We start from the raw sequence: 14,479 nt of genomic DNA on the forward strand, positions 1-14,479 counted from the left end.
TGAACTTGCAATAAATATTAGTTATTTTGATAGTTAACTAATTCTAAGAATGAATCTGGTTGCATTGAAGCACCACCGACTAAGCCACCATCGATGTTAGCTTTGCTCATCAAATCAACAACGTTAGCAGGTTTTACACTACCACCGTATTGAATACGAACTTTGTCAGCAACAGTTTGTGAATAAAGATCAGCAACCGTCTTACGAATAACGGCACAGATTTCTTCAGCTTGGTCACTTGAAGCCGTCTTACCAGTACCGATGGCCCAGATTGGTTCATAAGCAAGAACTAATGAACTAACTTGGTCAGCAGATAAGCCCTTCAAAGCAGCTTTGATTTGGCCTGAAACCCATGATTCGGCTTCGCCGGCTTCACGTTGTTCCAAACTTTCACCACAGCAGATGATTGGTAGCATGTTGTTCTTGAAGATAGCATGTGCTTTCTTGTTGATATCTTCATCAGTTTCGTGGAAATAGCCACGACGTTCTGAATGACCGATAATGACGTAATCAACGCCCAAGTCAGCTAAAGCAGCTGGTGAAGTTTCACCAGTATAGGCCCCAGCATCTTCAAAATAAGCATTTTCAGCAGCAATCTTTAAATCAGAACCCTTAGCAGCTTCGACCATTTCTTGTAAGAAAAGGGCTGGAGCAGCAACGACTGATTCAACTTTGTTAGGATCTGGTAATTGGTCCTTAACAGCGTTAACGAAAGCTAAAGCTTCGCTAGCGGTTTTGTTCATTTTCCAGTTACCGGCAATAATAGGTGTACGCACGATAGACCTTCCTTTCGGAGAACAGATTATTTATCAGAAATAGCAGCAATACCAGGTAAAGTCTTACCTTCAAGGTATTCAAGTGAAGCGCCACCACCAGTTGAGATATGGGTCAACTTATCGCCGACGCCAAGTTGCTTAACTGCGGCAGTTGAGTCACCACCACCAACGATAGTCGTTGCATCTGATAAGGTTCCTAAGAACTTACCAACTTCAAGCGTACCCTTGGCATAGTTGCTCATTTCGAAGACACCCATTGGTCCGTTCCAAACAACGGTTTTAGCGTCGCGTAAAACGTCTTTGAATTCTTCGATAGACTTAGGACCGATATCCAAAGCCATGTAGCCATCAGGAATTGACCCGTCAACAATCTTGCTAGGAACATCGTTGTCAAACTTTTCAGCAACAACAGAGTCACTAGGTAAGACCAACTTGTCGCCGGCCTTTTCGATGATTGACTTAGCTAAGTCGATCTTGTCTTTTTCAACAAGTGAGTTACCAATACCCATGCCTTTAGCAGCATAGAAAGTATAAGTCATCCCACCACCGATGATGATTTTGTCAGCTTTATCGATCAAATGATCGATAACACCGATCTTGTCAGAAACCTTAGCACCACCCAAGATAGCAACGAATGGATGCTTTGGATTATCAACCGCGTTACCTAAGAACTTGATTTCCTTTTCCATTAAGAAACCAGCGGCAACCTTGTCCATGTTTGAAGCAATCCCAACGTTAGATGCATGTTGACGATGAGCAGTCCCGAAGGCATCGTTGACGTAAACGTCACCAAGTGATGCCCAGTACTTGCCTAATTCAGGATCATTACCTGATTCGCGCTTAACTTGTTCGCCGTTAACAACATCTTCGAAACGAGTGTTTTCAACAACTAAGACGTCGCCGTCATTCATGTTGTTGATTGCAGTTTCAAGTTGTTCGCCTTCAGTAACAGGAACGAAGGTTACAGGCTTGTTTAATAAGTTTGAAAGACGTTCAGCAACTGGACGTAAGCTCAAGCCTTTTTTGTCATCTTCACTCTTAATCCGACCTAAGTGAGAGAACAAGATAGCTTTACCATCATGTTCGCTAACGTATTTGATCGTTGGTAAGGCAGCGACGATCCGATTGTCGTCACCAATCTTGCCGTCTTTAATAGGAACATTAAAGTCGACACGAATTAAAACTTTTTTATCTTTAACATCTAAATCTGAAACAATTAATTTAGCCAATGTTAAAATCCTCCTAGAATTCGTGACTCGTATAAAAAAACGGCAGAGAGAGTTTGCCTCCCCCCGCCGTTTTAAACCGTATGCGGTTTTAAAGTTCTAACAAACTAATTTATATTAGAGAGTAGCGAACTTCAATAAAGTACGTACCATTTGGCAAGTGAAGCCGTATTCGTTATCGTACCAAGCAACAGTCTTAACCAATTGGCTTTCACCATCTGAAGTAACTTCAGTTTGGGTAGGATCGAAGATTGAGCCGAAAGTCGTACCGATAACGTCAGATGAAACGATTTCGTCTGCGTTGTAACCGAATGATTCGTTACCTTCAGTATGCTTCTTGATAGCAGCATTAACTTCGTCAGCAGTAACTTTCTTGTCTAAGATAGCAACTAATTCAGTTAATGAACCGTCAACAACACCAACACGTTGTGCATGGCCTTGTAATTTACCCTTCAATTCTGGGATAACTAAGCCAAGAGCTTTAGCAGCACCAGTTGAATGAGGAATAGTGTTTACACCGGCAGCACGTGCAGCACGGAAGTTACCGCCACGTACAGGGCCGTCTAACAACATTTGAGTTGAAGTGTAAGCATGGATAGTTGTCATAGTACCAACCTTGATACCGAATTCTTTGTTTTCAAAGAATGCAAGTGGTGCAAGGCAGTTAGTGGTACATGAACCAGCAGAAACGATACGGTCATCTGAAGTTAAGATGTCATCGTTAACGTTGTAAACGATAGTCTTCAAGTCTGAACCAGCTGGTGCAGAAATTAAGACACGTTTTGCGCCGGCGTCCAAATGAGCTTGTGACTTTTCTTTGGATGTGTAGAAACCAGTACATTCGAGAACGAAGTCAACACCATCGTTCTTAACCCAAGGAATATTTTGTGCTTTAGGTTCAGCATAAACACGGTAGTTCTTACCGTTTACGACGATTGAATCGTCAGTTGCTGAAACTTCAGCATCCAAAGTACCATGAGTTGAGTCATACTTCAAAAGATGAGCCAACAATGCAGGTGAAGTTAAATCGTTAATAGCAACAACTTCGATATCACTTGATTTTGCACCAAGTTCTAAGATACGACGGAATGCTAAACGACCGATACGTCCGAAACCATTAATACCAATTTTTACAGACATACTAGAATTTCCTCCTTGTGGAAATAAAAATATTTTTTATTTTAAAAAGTAGAAAACTACTTTTTTAAAATCAAGTTAGCAGCACCTTCGTCCGTGATCAAACACGTCCGTTTTGGTGCGATTTTCATATACGCCTCAATTGCGGTGGCCTTTGAGGCCCCACCCGCAACTGCGAGTATAATCTCCATATTGGCCAGTTCTCCGATTTGCAAGCCAATTCGTGGAATCCGATAAACAACGTTACCATCTTTATCGAAGAAATAACCAAAAGCCTCACCAACAGCCTCACGCTGTCTTAAAACTTTGATTTGATCCTCAGACATGTTCCGTCGATGTGCCATTGAGACTGCATCGCCGACGCTGTGAATCACCACGTTAGCTTGCCGAATGATGCCTAACACCTCTTGAATACTTGGTTCCTTGAGGAGCGGCTCATACGTTCGTTCACTGACCTGTTCTGGCACGAACAGTGACCGGAATTTACCACCGGTATGTTCCGCCATTTGCGACGCAATCGTGTTGGCCTGAATCGCAACCGATTCACCAACACCACCTCGTGCCGGGACAAATAACAACTGACGCTTGCTAGCAAGTTTGTTAGTAAGGTTGTTTGCCACATGTTCCATGGTATGCCCACCCATTACGGCAATAATGCTATCACCTTCAGGCAATAACCGCTGTAATAGTTGGTTCACTTCTTCGCCCATAGTCCCGATAACTTTTAACTGTCGGTCAGAATCGCCAGAAACAATGATGCAACGTTTAATATTAAAACGTTGTGCCAATTGTCGTTCTTTCTGACGGATTCCCATTAACTCATCCATGAACTGACTCAATCCAAGCAAAACATCCTTGCCCTGTTGAGTCACCTGCATGCCTGACTTGTTAGCACTAATTAAATCCAACTTGCGTAACGTATCCGTTTCGGTACGTAACGTTCGTTCACTAACATCCAGAGTTTGAGCTAATAACCTTCGTCCAACCGGGGCCATCCAATTAATGGTTCTTAATACCAAGTAACGACGACTCAGCATCTCAACCATGTCTGGGGCAATTGCCTCAATCCATTGAATATCTGAATGCATGGCATTCAACCTGCTCTCTAGTGGGACGGATTCAGTCCAGCTATGTCGAATAACGACCCAAAGACTTCAAAAAACAAAGCACACAACCATAATTTACTACGAAATTGACGTTGCATACCTCTCTTACCACAACATGAATTATAACAGGTTAATGGGGTCGTTGCAAATCAGAACAATACAGCTCCTATAACCGACTACTTAAAGTCACAGCTTTTATTACTGTTCGGGTTTTAAATATTGTTTTCGCTTAGAAGAAGCTGGAATGTTAAGGTTCTCCCGATATTTGGCGACAGTTCGACGTGAAAGTTCGACATTTTCTGACTTAAGAATCTGAACAATTTTTTGGTCTGAAAGCGGTTTTTCTTTATTTTCGCCATCAATCAGGGCCACAATTCGATGTTGAACGCTATCAGCCGAGATTAATTTTCCAGTTTCGGTGGGACGTTTGTTGACCGCCTTGGTAAAGAAACGTTTCAGTTCAAACATGCCAAAATCAGTTTGAATATATTTGCCATTAATACTACGACTGATTGTTGACTCGTGCACTTTTAACTGTTGAGCAACATCTCTAAGCAACAATGGTTGCAATTCAGTTGAGTTTTCAAGAAAGAAATCGGCCTGACGATCAATAATAACCGTCCCCACCCTAAAGATGGTTGCTTCACGTTGTTGCAAACTGCTTGCAATCCAATCGTACTCAGATTTCTTTTCTTTTAAATATTCTGTAACCTCTTGATCATCATGCTGACTCATTTTTTGGTAGTAATTGCTTTTAAACTTAACCACCGGCTGAGCCATCGACGCCGTTTTCAATCCCAGCTGACCTTGCTGCGTCGTCACAATCAAGTCTGGGAAAATATAACCCGTTGTTTCTTGACCAATTGCGGCCCCCGGTGTGGGACTTAACGTTCGAACATAGTCGTACACACTTGAGATATCTGCTAAGTCAACTTGATACTGTTTAGCCAGCGATGCCCACTGACGATTAACAAACGCATCAAAGTTTTCTTCTAATATAATGTAAGCTAAATTTGGCGCACTTTCATCATTCTCAGTTTGAAGCATTAATGCTTGTTGCAAACTACGGGCACCAACGCCAGGTGGATCAAGTTGTTGCAATAAGGTAATTGCATCTAATAATTCAACTGGCGTGGCGTTTGTCTCGGCCATAATCTGTTGATCATCTACTTTGAGATAGCCATTGACATCGACAAATTCAATCAGTGCCAACACAATTTTGCGTAATTTCGTGTCTCGCATCGTTAGATGAATCTGGTCTAATAAATATTCAAATAATGAATGCTGATTTGTGGTTGAGACCCGTTCGATAAAATCTGCATGGGTCGCCACATTTTTAGCAGCACTTAAGCTCGCATGATTCGCATTCCAATTCGTGTCAACATCAATCAATGGATTTTCGAGCGCTTTTTGGGTCAAAAAATCCCGTAATTCTTCAACATTAAACTGCAACATTTGAATCGATTGTTGTAGTCGTTGTGTCATGGCTAATTTCTGACTCTGGCGTTGTTGCTGTCGAAAGCCTTGTCCTAATGCCATCGCTCATTCCTCCCAAAAAACATTTTTATTAATAACCCTTGTGTTTTTATCTTGAATCCGCTAAACTATAATATGTTGTTTAGGCGCCCGTAGTGTAATGGATCGCACGTAAGATTCCGGTTCTTGAAATGGGGGTTCGATTCCCTCCGGGCGCATCAGTTGCTGAGATTGATTCTCAGCTTTTTTTATACAAACTTTTAGTATACTTTCCAAATGTACCGCTTTCATCATAACACACTCTGCCTGGTCGCCAACAGTGTTCCCGGTGAGCCTGTCAACGAGTTTCGACCGAAAAAAAGAGATTGGGATTTCCCAATCTCAAGCCGTATATGATAGAAGCCTAAGTATACCACGGAACGGTCTAAAACGGAATTTTGTTTTTGAGGTTTTTCTTTTGACCTTTACTGACCTTAGCGGTAAACTACATTTATATTAGCAAGCAGCTAATTAATCTATTGAAACCTTAGGAGGCTAACAAGTTATGTATCCAGTGCCGACAGTTATCGAACAGTCATCACGTGGCGAACGTGCCTATGACATTTATTCTCGACTTTTAAAGGACCGTATCATCATGTTATCTGGTCCCATTGAAGACAATATGGCCAATGCAATCATTGCCCAATTACTCTTCTTGGATGCCCAAGATTCTGATAAAGACATCTACCTTTATATCAACTCACCCGGTGGGGTCGTTACCGCTGGTTTAGCCATCTATGACACCATGAACTTCATCAAATCTGATGTTCAAACGATTGTCATGGGGATGGCAGCTTCAATGGCCAGTGTCTTGGCATCATCCGGGACTAAGGGCAAGCGGTTTGCTTTACCTAACTCAGAAATCTTGATTCACCAACCATCTGGTGGTGCTCAAGGTCAACAAACTGAAATCGAAATTGTTGCGGAAGAAATTTTGAAGACCCGTAAAAAGATCAACCAAATTTTAGCAGACAACGCCGGTCAATCAGTTGAAAAACTGAACCACGATACTGAACGTGATAACTACTTAACTGCACAAGAAGCTAAGGATTATGGTTTGATCGATGATATCATGGAAAACAACAGTTTAAAATAAGCTAGATGAATTGAGCTGACTTCGGTCGGCTCTTTTTATTTGGCTGGCGTCAGATTCGCCAGACGTCACTGGTCTTGCGTATAATTAATGCTATTCCAATACTTTTTAAAGAGGTTTTCTCATGTCTGCTAAGATTCTCTCCTCACCAATCATCCTGGTGATTGCACTCGTTTACGTCATTTTCGGGGGCTGCCGTTTAATCTGGTCGCTACCCTACACCCTCAAACAATCAACCTTAACAATTCGGCAACGCAGTCGATTACGAAAACTGTACAATCAGCAACCCGGCACAACCAAACTACCGCAATACTTGGGGGTGACACTATGCTTACTTATAATTTTAAGCCTCGTTATCCCCTTAAGTGGTTGGTCCGTCCCACAATTATGGCTCAGTTTTATTTGGCTTATCTGGCTCTTGATCGGCTGGTGGTCCGGTCGTCAGGGGCTTGATCGCCGTCGAAACTATTGGCAGGCACAACATGGTCAGCTGCCATTTAACTTAATTGACGATAAGCAATTCCAGACACGTCGAATTCAGTTCAACCGCTTAGTTATCGCGGCAATTATTGCAATACTGGATTACGGCTGGCTATTTCACTAAACTACAAAAGCAGCGACCAAAAATGGCCGCTGCTTTATTTTTGAATTATTTTTCGATATAAGTGTACTTATAATTCCACTGCGTTCCAGCGGTGTTGTGAATAATCCCTTTGACTTTTGGATTAACTAAGAACGAGTAGACCGTTTGATAGACGGGCGCAATTGCTTGGTCCTTCATCAAAACTTGTTCCGCATCAATCATATCTTGCCAACGCGCATCCGCATTATTAGCATCTTGATTAGCCGCTTTATCCACTAAAGCATCGTATTTGGCACTGCTATATTTACCAAAGTTATAGCCACTATTTTTTTGGAAAATTTGTAAATACGAGATGGGATCATTAAAGTCCGCTCCCCACATCCCCAGATACAGGTCAAAGTCACCAGATTCACGTCGTTGGGTCATTACTGACGCTGGAATGTTAGACAGATCCACGGTTAGTCCGCTAAGTTGCTTTTCTAATTGGCCTTTATAATACTGTGAAACTGGCTTATTAGGTTCTTCATTCGACGAAACCATCCGCAAGGTCAGCTTCTTCAACCCAGTTTCTTTCAAACCTTTCGCCCACAGCTTTTTAGCCAGGGTTGGATTGTAATCCACGGTATTTTTCAAATAGGCTTGATCTGCAAAATCTTGGCCCGTTTTCGGATTATTAGCCAAGTCCTTAGCAACTAATCCCTTAGCCGTGCTAGAATCATCCCCGATAACCTTAGTCACTAATTGCTTCCGGTTAATGGCTAATGAAATGGCCTGGCGAATATCTTTATTGTTCAATGCTTTTTTAACAGTCGCATCCGACGCATTAAAGTTATAGGACAAGAATTGGGTGATTGAATATGGATATGTCTTATAATCCGCGTTGTGCTTCAAATTCTTGACTTGCTCACTGGATAGTTGCGTCAAGTCTAACTTTTTATCTTGGAACAAATTAAGTGTCGTTGTTGTACTTTCATTAACGGTGTAATTAATTTTGGTTAAGTGCACGGATTTCTTATCCCAATATTGGTCATTTTTCACAAATTGCCAACGGTTATTCGTCCCAGTCCAACCGACTAATTTGAAGGGCCCACTATAGAGCATGTATTGTGCCTTGGTAGCATACTTGCTCCCCCACTTTTTAACGGCTGTTTCACTGACTGGTCCAAATAATGGATAAGTCATCAACTTCTTGAAATATTTGATTGGCGTCGAAAGCGTCACAACAAACGTGTGCTTTCCAACTGCCTTAACACCTAATGTACTTGGGTCCTTTTTACCGGCAACAATCCCATCCGCATTTTTTACGCCAGAGAACAGATATGCGTACTGTGACTTCGTTTTCGGCGTGACTGCTCGTTGCCAAGAATAAACAAAATCTTGAGCAGTAATTGCTGAGCCATCGCTCCATTTAGCATCACGAATTGTAAATTTGTAAGTTAGGCCATCCTTTGAAACACTAGTTTGACTCGCAAGTCCGGGCGTGACGCTCCCATTTTTGCCCAGTCGATATAAACTTTCAAAAATATTCCCAGTCGTCCCAAAACCAGATGACTTTGAAATATCGATCGAGTCTAATGTGCTTGGATATGATAAATTCAGCACTTGTTTGGCAGCATATTGACCATTACCACTTGTTTGGGACTGTTGCTTGCCACAAGCGGCCAATACCGTCACTAATAATAAACTAAAAATAACTGCTAACACTGATCGCTTTTTCACACCTGTTCGCCCCTTTAATTTTCATCTTTTTTTATCACAACTTACCCCAACCGGAAACAAAAAAAACGCCTGTCTAGAATCTCGTCAGATTCCAAGCAGGCGTGCGTTTCAAACATAACGATTTGAGCTCAAACTCGTTAGATTTGTTGCACTAGAGATGCTTGTAATTCAACGCAAATAGCCATGTTGTTAGAGTCACAACATGGGCAGCACATCATCATTTGCGTCAAATTATTTTTCATAGCAAGCGTCTCTCCGATTTCATAAGATGGTTTCAGTATAGAGATGACCACTTACTTTTGTCAAGTGATTATTTTGGACACAATTAAATTTATCTTGGCCAGGACATTTGAAATTCAACCCATATAACGATTAAACTAGGGATAAAGCATTACTCTAGGAGGAATAAAAGTTGGATAATATTGCCGAATCGATTTTCAAAAATCAGCGTGGTCGTACTGAAAAATTATTAAAGGCCGGCTTCCAAAAACGGGGACAACAATTTGTGAACCAAAGCTCATTTCTAGCGGATGCTTTCACGCTGACAATCACCGTCACACTCCCTCACACAGTCATCACAGAATTAATTGATAACGAAACGCAACAACCCTACACCCTCCATTTAAATGCAAATAACACTGGGGACTTCGTGGCTCAGGTTCGAAAAGCCTATCTTGATACCCTTCAAAAACTCGCCGATCAGTGTTTTGATCAGGATGTCTTTCAAACTGAGCAAGCCCATTTATTGATTCAAACGATCAAAAAAAATTATGGTGATGAACTGGAATTTCTTTGGAAAAAATTCCCTGACAATGCGATCTGGCGTCGATCCGACACTAAAAAATGGTATGCCCTGTTGATGAAAATCTCCAAACGCAAGCTGGGCCTAGATTCCGATGAAGTCGCCACAATTGTGGACTTTCGTTTAACAGCCAAACAGCACGATCAACTGATCGACAATCAAACTTATTTTCCTGGCTATCACATGAACAAACAACATTGGTTCACCATTCTTCTGGATGGTAGCGTCCCAGATGCCGACCTACTCAAACTGTTACAAACCAGCTACGAGCTCGCACAATAATTGACAATAAAAAGCCCCGCAAAACGCGAGGCTTTTTTGTGACTCCTAATATTTATTGCCGAAACGTGTGACAAAAGACTGCTACCTCCGCTTAGCTACGAAACTCGTCTTTTTCCCCACGCTCTTTTTAGGCATCTTTTTGAAGTTGGGCCGCAAATTGGTTAATTTTACGGAGCCGATGGTTGATTCCTGATTTCGAAATCGGTCCACCGGGAACCAATGTCCCTAATTCCTTCAGACTGACTTCACGGTGTTCCAGTCGTGCAATCGCCACTTCTTGTAACTTAATGGGCAATTGTTTTAGCCCGACCGTTTCGTCAATCAACATGATATTTTCAATCTGCTGACTTGAAGCATTCGCAACTTTGTCCATATTGGCATTTTCACAGTTGACTAACCGGTTGACCGAGTTGCGCATGTCCCGCATAATCCGAACATCCTCAAACTTCAACATTCCAGTCGTCGCACCAATCAATGACAAAAAGTCCGCAATCTTTTCGGCTTCCTTGATGTAGGTAATAAACCCACCACGTCGATCAGTGGTGCGGGAATTTAGCCCATATTGATTCATCATTTCAGAAATCATACGATTATGTTCTTCATACAGTGAATAAATTTCCAAATGATAACGCGAAGTTTCAGGATTATTCACTGAGCCACCTGCTAAAAAGGCTCCTCTTAAATACGAGCGCACAGCCCCATCATCCGTTAGGACCTCTGTTGGGGCAACTTCAACGATTTGAAAATCTTTCAAAATTCCCAAATCTTCTAAGACCATATCTGTCCCAGTTTTCAGGCGCACGATATACAAGTTATTTTTATTCAACTTCATTTTTCGGCGAACGATTAATTCACTCGCCACATCATAAAATTGCTTCAATAACCGGTAGATACGCCGCGCGATGGCCGGATTTTCGGTCTGAATATTCAAAATAAAATGGTGATTAGACAAACTAATCGTCCCATTCATTCGAATCAAGGCCATCAGTTCGGCCTTCGCATTCTCGCGATGGACAGCGAGGTTGGTTAGTTCTTTCTTAACTTCACTGGCGTATGACATCTATTAGCGTCCTCCTATCTTAAAACGTCGGAGTGACCCACTAAGTTCATCAGTTCTGTCACAACTTGGTCGCCATCATGGAAGGCACCGTTGTCCCGTAACTTCAAGAAATTAGCTGAGATCACCTTGCAACCTTGATCCCGTAACCCGCGGAAGTCATGACTGACTTGGCGAGAAACTTCGTTAAACTTATGAAAATCCATGTAATCATCCGGTACTTTTTCAGTATTGACCAGGACCGTATTGATGAATGTCTCACCTAAATGTCGATTCAAAACACGCACGTGATCCGCATCTGAGAAATTATCCGTTTCACCTTTTTGCGTCATGATGTTACAAATATAGACCACTTCCGCGTCAGTTTCACAGACCGCCCGACCGATATTATCAATCGTCAAGTTCGGTAAAATACTCGTAAACAGACTCCCCGGACCTAAAACAATCTGGTCGGCTTGCATAATCGCGTCAATAACAGGTTGCACTGCTTCTGGTTTATTGCCGTCTTTATCAGTGACCCAAACACGATCTAGTGACTTGTGCGCCGCCGTGATCTCTGCTTCACCAACTAATTCAGAACCGTCTTTAAACTGCCCATGCAACGTTAAAGCCTCATTGGCAGCTGGATAGACATGACCATCAACTTGCATCATGTGTGACAATTCTTGCACCGCGTCAAAAACACCGGACTTCATTTCAGTCAACGCCGCAATAATCAAGTTACCAATGGCATGCCCAGCAAAGAACTGGTCATCCCCTTGGAAGCGATACTGGAAAATATCTTTGTAAATATCGGGTAAATTAGACAGTGCCACCATCACATTTCGAATATCACCAGGTGGCACGACGTTTACATAGTTACGTATAATCCCTGAAGAACCCCCATCATCGGCCACCGTAACCACCGCCGTGATGTCAACGGCTTGCTTGCGCAAACCATTCAGGACAACTGGCAAACCAGTCCCCCCGCCAATCACGACGATCTTAGGCCGCTGGGTCTTAAACGTATATTTTCTCATGAACGATTAACTGTTTCCTTCCGTTTTTCGATATCACGATGACTGATGTGCACCTTATACGTCTGACCCAAGGCTTCACCAATGCGCTTCGTTAACGCAACGGAACGGTGTTGCCCACCAGTACAACCAATCGCAATCGTCAAACTAGTTTTGCCCTCGGCTTCATAACCCGGCATAATACTTTCCAACATCCCAATAAACTGTTGATAAAACTTTTCAGTCGCTGGTTGTTGCATCACATAGTCATATACTGGCTTGTCTAACCCAGTCTGATGTTTTAATTCTGGAATATAATATGGATTTGGTAAGAACCGGACGTCCATCACAATATCTGCATCAATGGGCAGGCCGTATTTGAAACCAAATGATAATACTTCAATGTGGAAAGTTTCATCCGCGCTCGTTTCAAATTTATCAAAAATCGATTCCCGCAATTCACGCGGTGTCAACGTGGTCGTATCGATCAAATACGACGCACGATCTTTCAATGGTCCTAATAGCTCACGTTCTTTGCGAACACCATCCATAATACGCCCTTCCATCGCTAATGGGTGAGAGCGTCTGGTCTCCTTGTACCGAGAAACCAACTCTTCATTGGACGCATCTAAAAAGAGAATCTTAGTTGACACAAAATCGGTATTATCCAAATTTGCCAACATATCAATAATTTCGTCGTAAAACGCGCGTGATCTTAAATCGATCACCAGCGCCACCTTTTTGATCTTACCAGATTCTTCTACGAGTTCAGAGAACTTTGGTAATAAGGCGGGCGGCATATTATCAATACAAAAATAACCTAAATCTTCAAAGCTCTGGACTGCGACCGTTTTGCCGGCCCCGCTCATACCAGACACAATGACTAATTGTAATGAATCTGCCATAACACTGCTCCTTTGGTCCATATTGTTGGTAGTATATCATACCGGGCGTGTCATTTCTACTAACACCCTCGGTTTGACCTTAAAATAAAGCGGTTAGTCCCATTCCTGGTCCTAACCGCCCAATCATAATCAGTTAATTTCGACGGGCAAACGCAATCAAAATGGCGTTAATCCCGAAAATAGCAAAGTAAACACTAACCAAAACATTGAATGAGAAGGCCGCAACCATTGGATTAAAGATTAACATGATCCCAATGATTAGACTCAAGATATCCAAAATTAAGGAAAAGACGTAATAACCCATCCCGAAAACGCGTAAGTGAGACGCCACGACTAAGCGTTCGATGGAATCAATTAAGAACCAGAATGCAAAGACGTAACCTAAAACGACGATACCAGTTGGTGAATGGAACAGGAAGAGTAACCCAACTAAAATATCAATTACCGCAAACACTAACGCAAAGTTAGCACGCAAACCGGTTTCACGACGTAATTTAGTATAACCACCAATCGTGGTAATCCCACTAATAATTGCTGCAATCGCAAATAAGAAAACTAAACTAAGTAACGCGGCTTTGGGCTGTTTCATAACAAAATAGGATGCAATCAAGAACACGATCCCGGTCATGAATTCAGTCCAGTCAAAGCCCCAACGATGATCATTAAACATATGACTTAACATCTCCAATATTCTTTAGTTCCATCATACCAGTTCATGAAAGAGTTTCCAATTCTTTGGCTACACTGGGTGCCCGCTCATCTAACTTACAGATACCCTATATACTTTCACTGTTACTGCCATGATGTTATTCCGGTTAAAACTAGGCTTCTTTAAACTTGACGGCAGTGCCATACGCCGCCACGGATTGAATGTCTGTACCGATTGAACCCGAATCAAACCGCATCATCACAACCGCATCTGCGCCCAATTCGGTTGCATTCGTTCGCAACCGATCAACGGCAGCTTCACGTGCTTCATCCAACATCTTGGTATAATCTTTGACTTCCCCACCAACAATATTTTTCATCGAGGCACCAATATTACGAAAAACATTCTTGGATTGTGTGGTGACCCCAAAAACTTCCCCAATAATTTCATAGGCTTGACCTGGAATTTGTTCGGTCGTCGTCACTAACATTTTCGTCATGATAATCACTCCTTCAGTGCTTTAAATATACCGGTAATGACGTTCAGTTGCAATCGTTTCCATTCGTTTTCAACCAAAATGAAAAGGTCTGAGAAAAAATTCCCAGGCCTTTTCGTTATCAATGGTCAAATTGAT

General features: G+C 42.1%; 14 protein-coding genes and 1 tRNA gene. 4 read left to right on the plus strand and 11 right to left on the minus strand.

From position 1 onward, the window contains the following. Positions 1–17: 17 nt before the first annotated feature. The 5 genes from tpiA to rpoN all read right to left on the minus strand — a co-directional run bounded on the left by tpiA (position 18) and on the right by rpoN (position 5,784). A complete protein-coding gene (gene tpiA, locus FFM64_RS01545; RefSeq protein WP_137606234.1) occupies positions 18–776 on the minus strand; it encodes a triose-phosphate isomerase in 759 nt (252 codons plus the stop codon). Positions 777–802: 26 nt separating this feature from the next. Next, the gene (locus tag FFM64_RS01550) at positions 803–2,005 is read right to left on the minus strand and encodes a phosphoglycerate kinase (RefSeq protein WP_137606235.1); all 1,203 of its coding nucleotides are present in this window, start codon (positions 2,003–2,005) and stop codon (positions 803–805) included. 114 nt (positions 2,006–2,119) lie between these two features. After that, positions 2,120–3,142: a type I glyceraldehyde-3-phosphate dehydrogenase gene (gap, locus tag FFM64_RS01555; RefSeq protein ID WP_137606236.1), complete on the minus strand. Its 1,023-nt coding sequence runs from the start codon at positions 3,140–3,142 to the stop codon at positions 2,120–2,122. A gap of 56 nt (positions 3,143–3,198) precedes the next feature. After that, positions 3,199–4,227, minus strand: a complete 1,029-nt coding sequence (locus FFM64_RS01560) for a sugar-binding transcriptional regulator (protein ID WP_137606237.1) — start codon at positions 4,225–4,227, stop codon at positions 3,199–3,201. Positions 4,228–4,443: 216 nt separating this feature from the next. Next, complete coding sequence (gene rpoN, locus FFM64_RS01565) at positions 4,444–5,784, minus strand: RNA polymerase factor sigma-54 (RefSeq protein WP_137606238.1); 1,341 nt, start codon at positions 5,782–5,784, stop codon at positions 4,444–4,446. An 83-nt stretch (positions 5,785–5,867) separates the two neighbouring features. Between rpoN and FFM64_RS01570 the strand changes: the two genes are divergently transcribed. The 3 genes from FFM64_RS01570 to FFM64_RS01580 all read left to right on the plus strand — a co-directional run bounded on the left by FFM64_RS01570 (position 5,868) and on the right by FFM64_RS01580 (position 7,457). Then, positions 5,868–5,939: transfer RNA gene (locus tag FFM64_RS01570), tRNA-Arg, on the plus strand. Between the two features lie 326 nt (positions 5,940–6,265). Next, positions 6,266–6,856 (plus strand): ATP-dependent Clp endopeptidase proteolytic subunit ClpP, encoded by a 591-nt coding sequence (clpP, locus tag FFM64_RS01575; protein ID WP_137606239.1) that lies wholly within the window; start codon positions 6,266–6,268, stop codon positions 6,854–6,856. Positions 6,857–6,977: 121 nt separating this feature from the next. Next, entirely contained in the window at positions 6,978–7,457 is a 480-nt protein-coding gene (locus FFM64_RS01580) for a hypothetical protein (protein WP_137606240.1), read from the plus strand. Positions 7,458–7,502: 45 nt separating this feature from the next. Here FFM64_RS01580 and FFM64_RS01585 read toward each other — a convergent pair whose 3' ends face one another. Then, positions 7,503–9,155, minus strand: a complete 1,653-nt coding sequence (locus FFM64_RS01585; protein ID WP_137606241.1) for a peptide ABC transporter substrate-binding protein — start codon at positions 9,153–9,155, stop codon at positions 7,503–7,505. Between the two features lie 412 nt (positions 9,156–9,567). Between FFM64_RS01585 and FFM64_RS01590 the strand changes: the two genes are divergently transcribed. Beyond that, positions 9,568–10,239: an MmcQ/YjbR family DNA-binding protein gene (locus FFM64_RS01590; protein ID WP_137606242.1), complete on the plus strand. Its 672-nt coding sequence runs from the start codon at positions 9,568–9,570 to the stop codon at positions 10,237–10,239. 127 nt (positions 10,240–10,366) lie between these two features. Here the strand turns inward: FFM64_RS01590 and whiA are convergent, their stop codons facing one another. From whiA to FFM64_RS01615, 5 genes are all read right to left on the minus strand, one after another. Beyond that, complete coding sequence (whiA, locus tag FFM64_RS01595) at positions 10,367–11,299, minus strand: DNA-binding protein WhiA (protein ID WP_137606243.1); 933 nt, start codon at positions 11,297–11,299, stop codon at positions 10,367–10,369. 14 nt (positions 11,300–11,313) lie between these two features. Then, a complete protein-coding gene (locus tag FFM64_RS01600; protein ID WP_137606244.1) occupies positions 11,314–12,315 on the minus strand; it encodes a gluconeogenesis factor YvcK family protein in 1,002 nt (333 codons plus the stop codon). After that, a complete protein-coding gene (rapZ, locus tag FFM64_RS01605) occupies positions 12,312–13,196 on the minus strand; it encodes an RNase adapter RapZ (protein WP_137606245.1) in 885 nt (294 codons plus the stop codon). The genes FFM64_RS01600 and rapZ overlap by 4 nt, the downstream gene beginning before the upstream one ends. A 133-nt stretch (positions 13,197–13,329) precedes the next feature. Next, a complete protein-coding gene (locus FFM64_RS01610) occupies positions 13,330–13,866 on the minus strand; it encodes an HdeD family acid-resistance protein (protein WP_137606380.1) in 537 nt (178 codons plus the stop codon). Positions 13,867–14,017: 151 nt separating this feature from the next. Further along, positions 14,018–14,347 carry a heavy metal-binding domain-containing protein gene (locus FFM64_RS01615; protein WP_171000257.1) on the minus strand — a complete coding sequence of 110 codons (330 nt, stop codon included), beginning with the start codon at positions 14,345–14,347 and terminating at the stop codon, positions 14,018–14,020. Between the last annotated feature and the right edge of the window lie 132 nt (positions 14,348–14,479).

The organism is Lactiplantibacillus daoliensis, assembly GCF_005405005.1.
GTDB lineage: Bacteria > Bacillota > Bacilli > Lactobacillales > Lactobacillaceae > Lactiplantibacillus > Lactiplantibacillus daoliensis.

Bases quoted from the DNA above. Each gene is read 5' to 3' on its own strand.
- rpoN (WP_137606238.1), bottom strand. From the start codon at position 5,784: ATGGCATTAGGACAAGGCTTTCGACAGCAACAACGCCAGAGTCAGAAA.
- gap (WP_137606236.1), bottom strand. From the start codon at position 3,142: ATGTCTGTAAAAATTGGTATTAATGGTTTCGGACGTATCGGTCGTTTA.
- FFM64_RS01600 (WP_137606244.1), bottom strand. From the start codon at position 12,315: ATGAGAAAATATACGTTTAAGACCCAGCGGCCTAAGATCGTCGTGATT.
- FFM64_RS01580 (WP_137606240.1), top strand. From the start codon at position 6,978: ATGTCTGCTAAGATTCTCTCCTCACCAATCATCCTGGTGATTGCACTC.
- FFM64_RS01610 (WP_137606380.1), bottom strand. From the start codon at position 13,866: ATGTTTAATGATCATCGTTGGGGCTTTGACTGGACTGAATTCATGACC.
- rapZ (WP_137606245.1), bottom strand. From the start codon at position 13,196: ATGGCAGATTCATTACAATTAGTCATTGTGTCTGGTATGAGCGGGGCC.
- clpP (WP_137606239.1), top strand. From the start codon at position 6,266: ATGTATCCAGTGCCGACAGTTATCGAACAGTCATCACGTGGCGAACGT.
- FFM64_RS01560 (WP_137606237.1), bottom strand. From the start codon at position 4,227: ATGCATTCAGATATTCAATGGATTGAGGCAATTGCCCCAGACATGGTT.
- whiA (WP_137606243.1), bottom strand. From the start codon at position 11,299: ATGTCATACGCCAGTGAAGTTAAGAAAGAACTAACCAACCTCGCTGTC.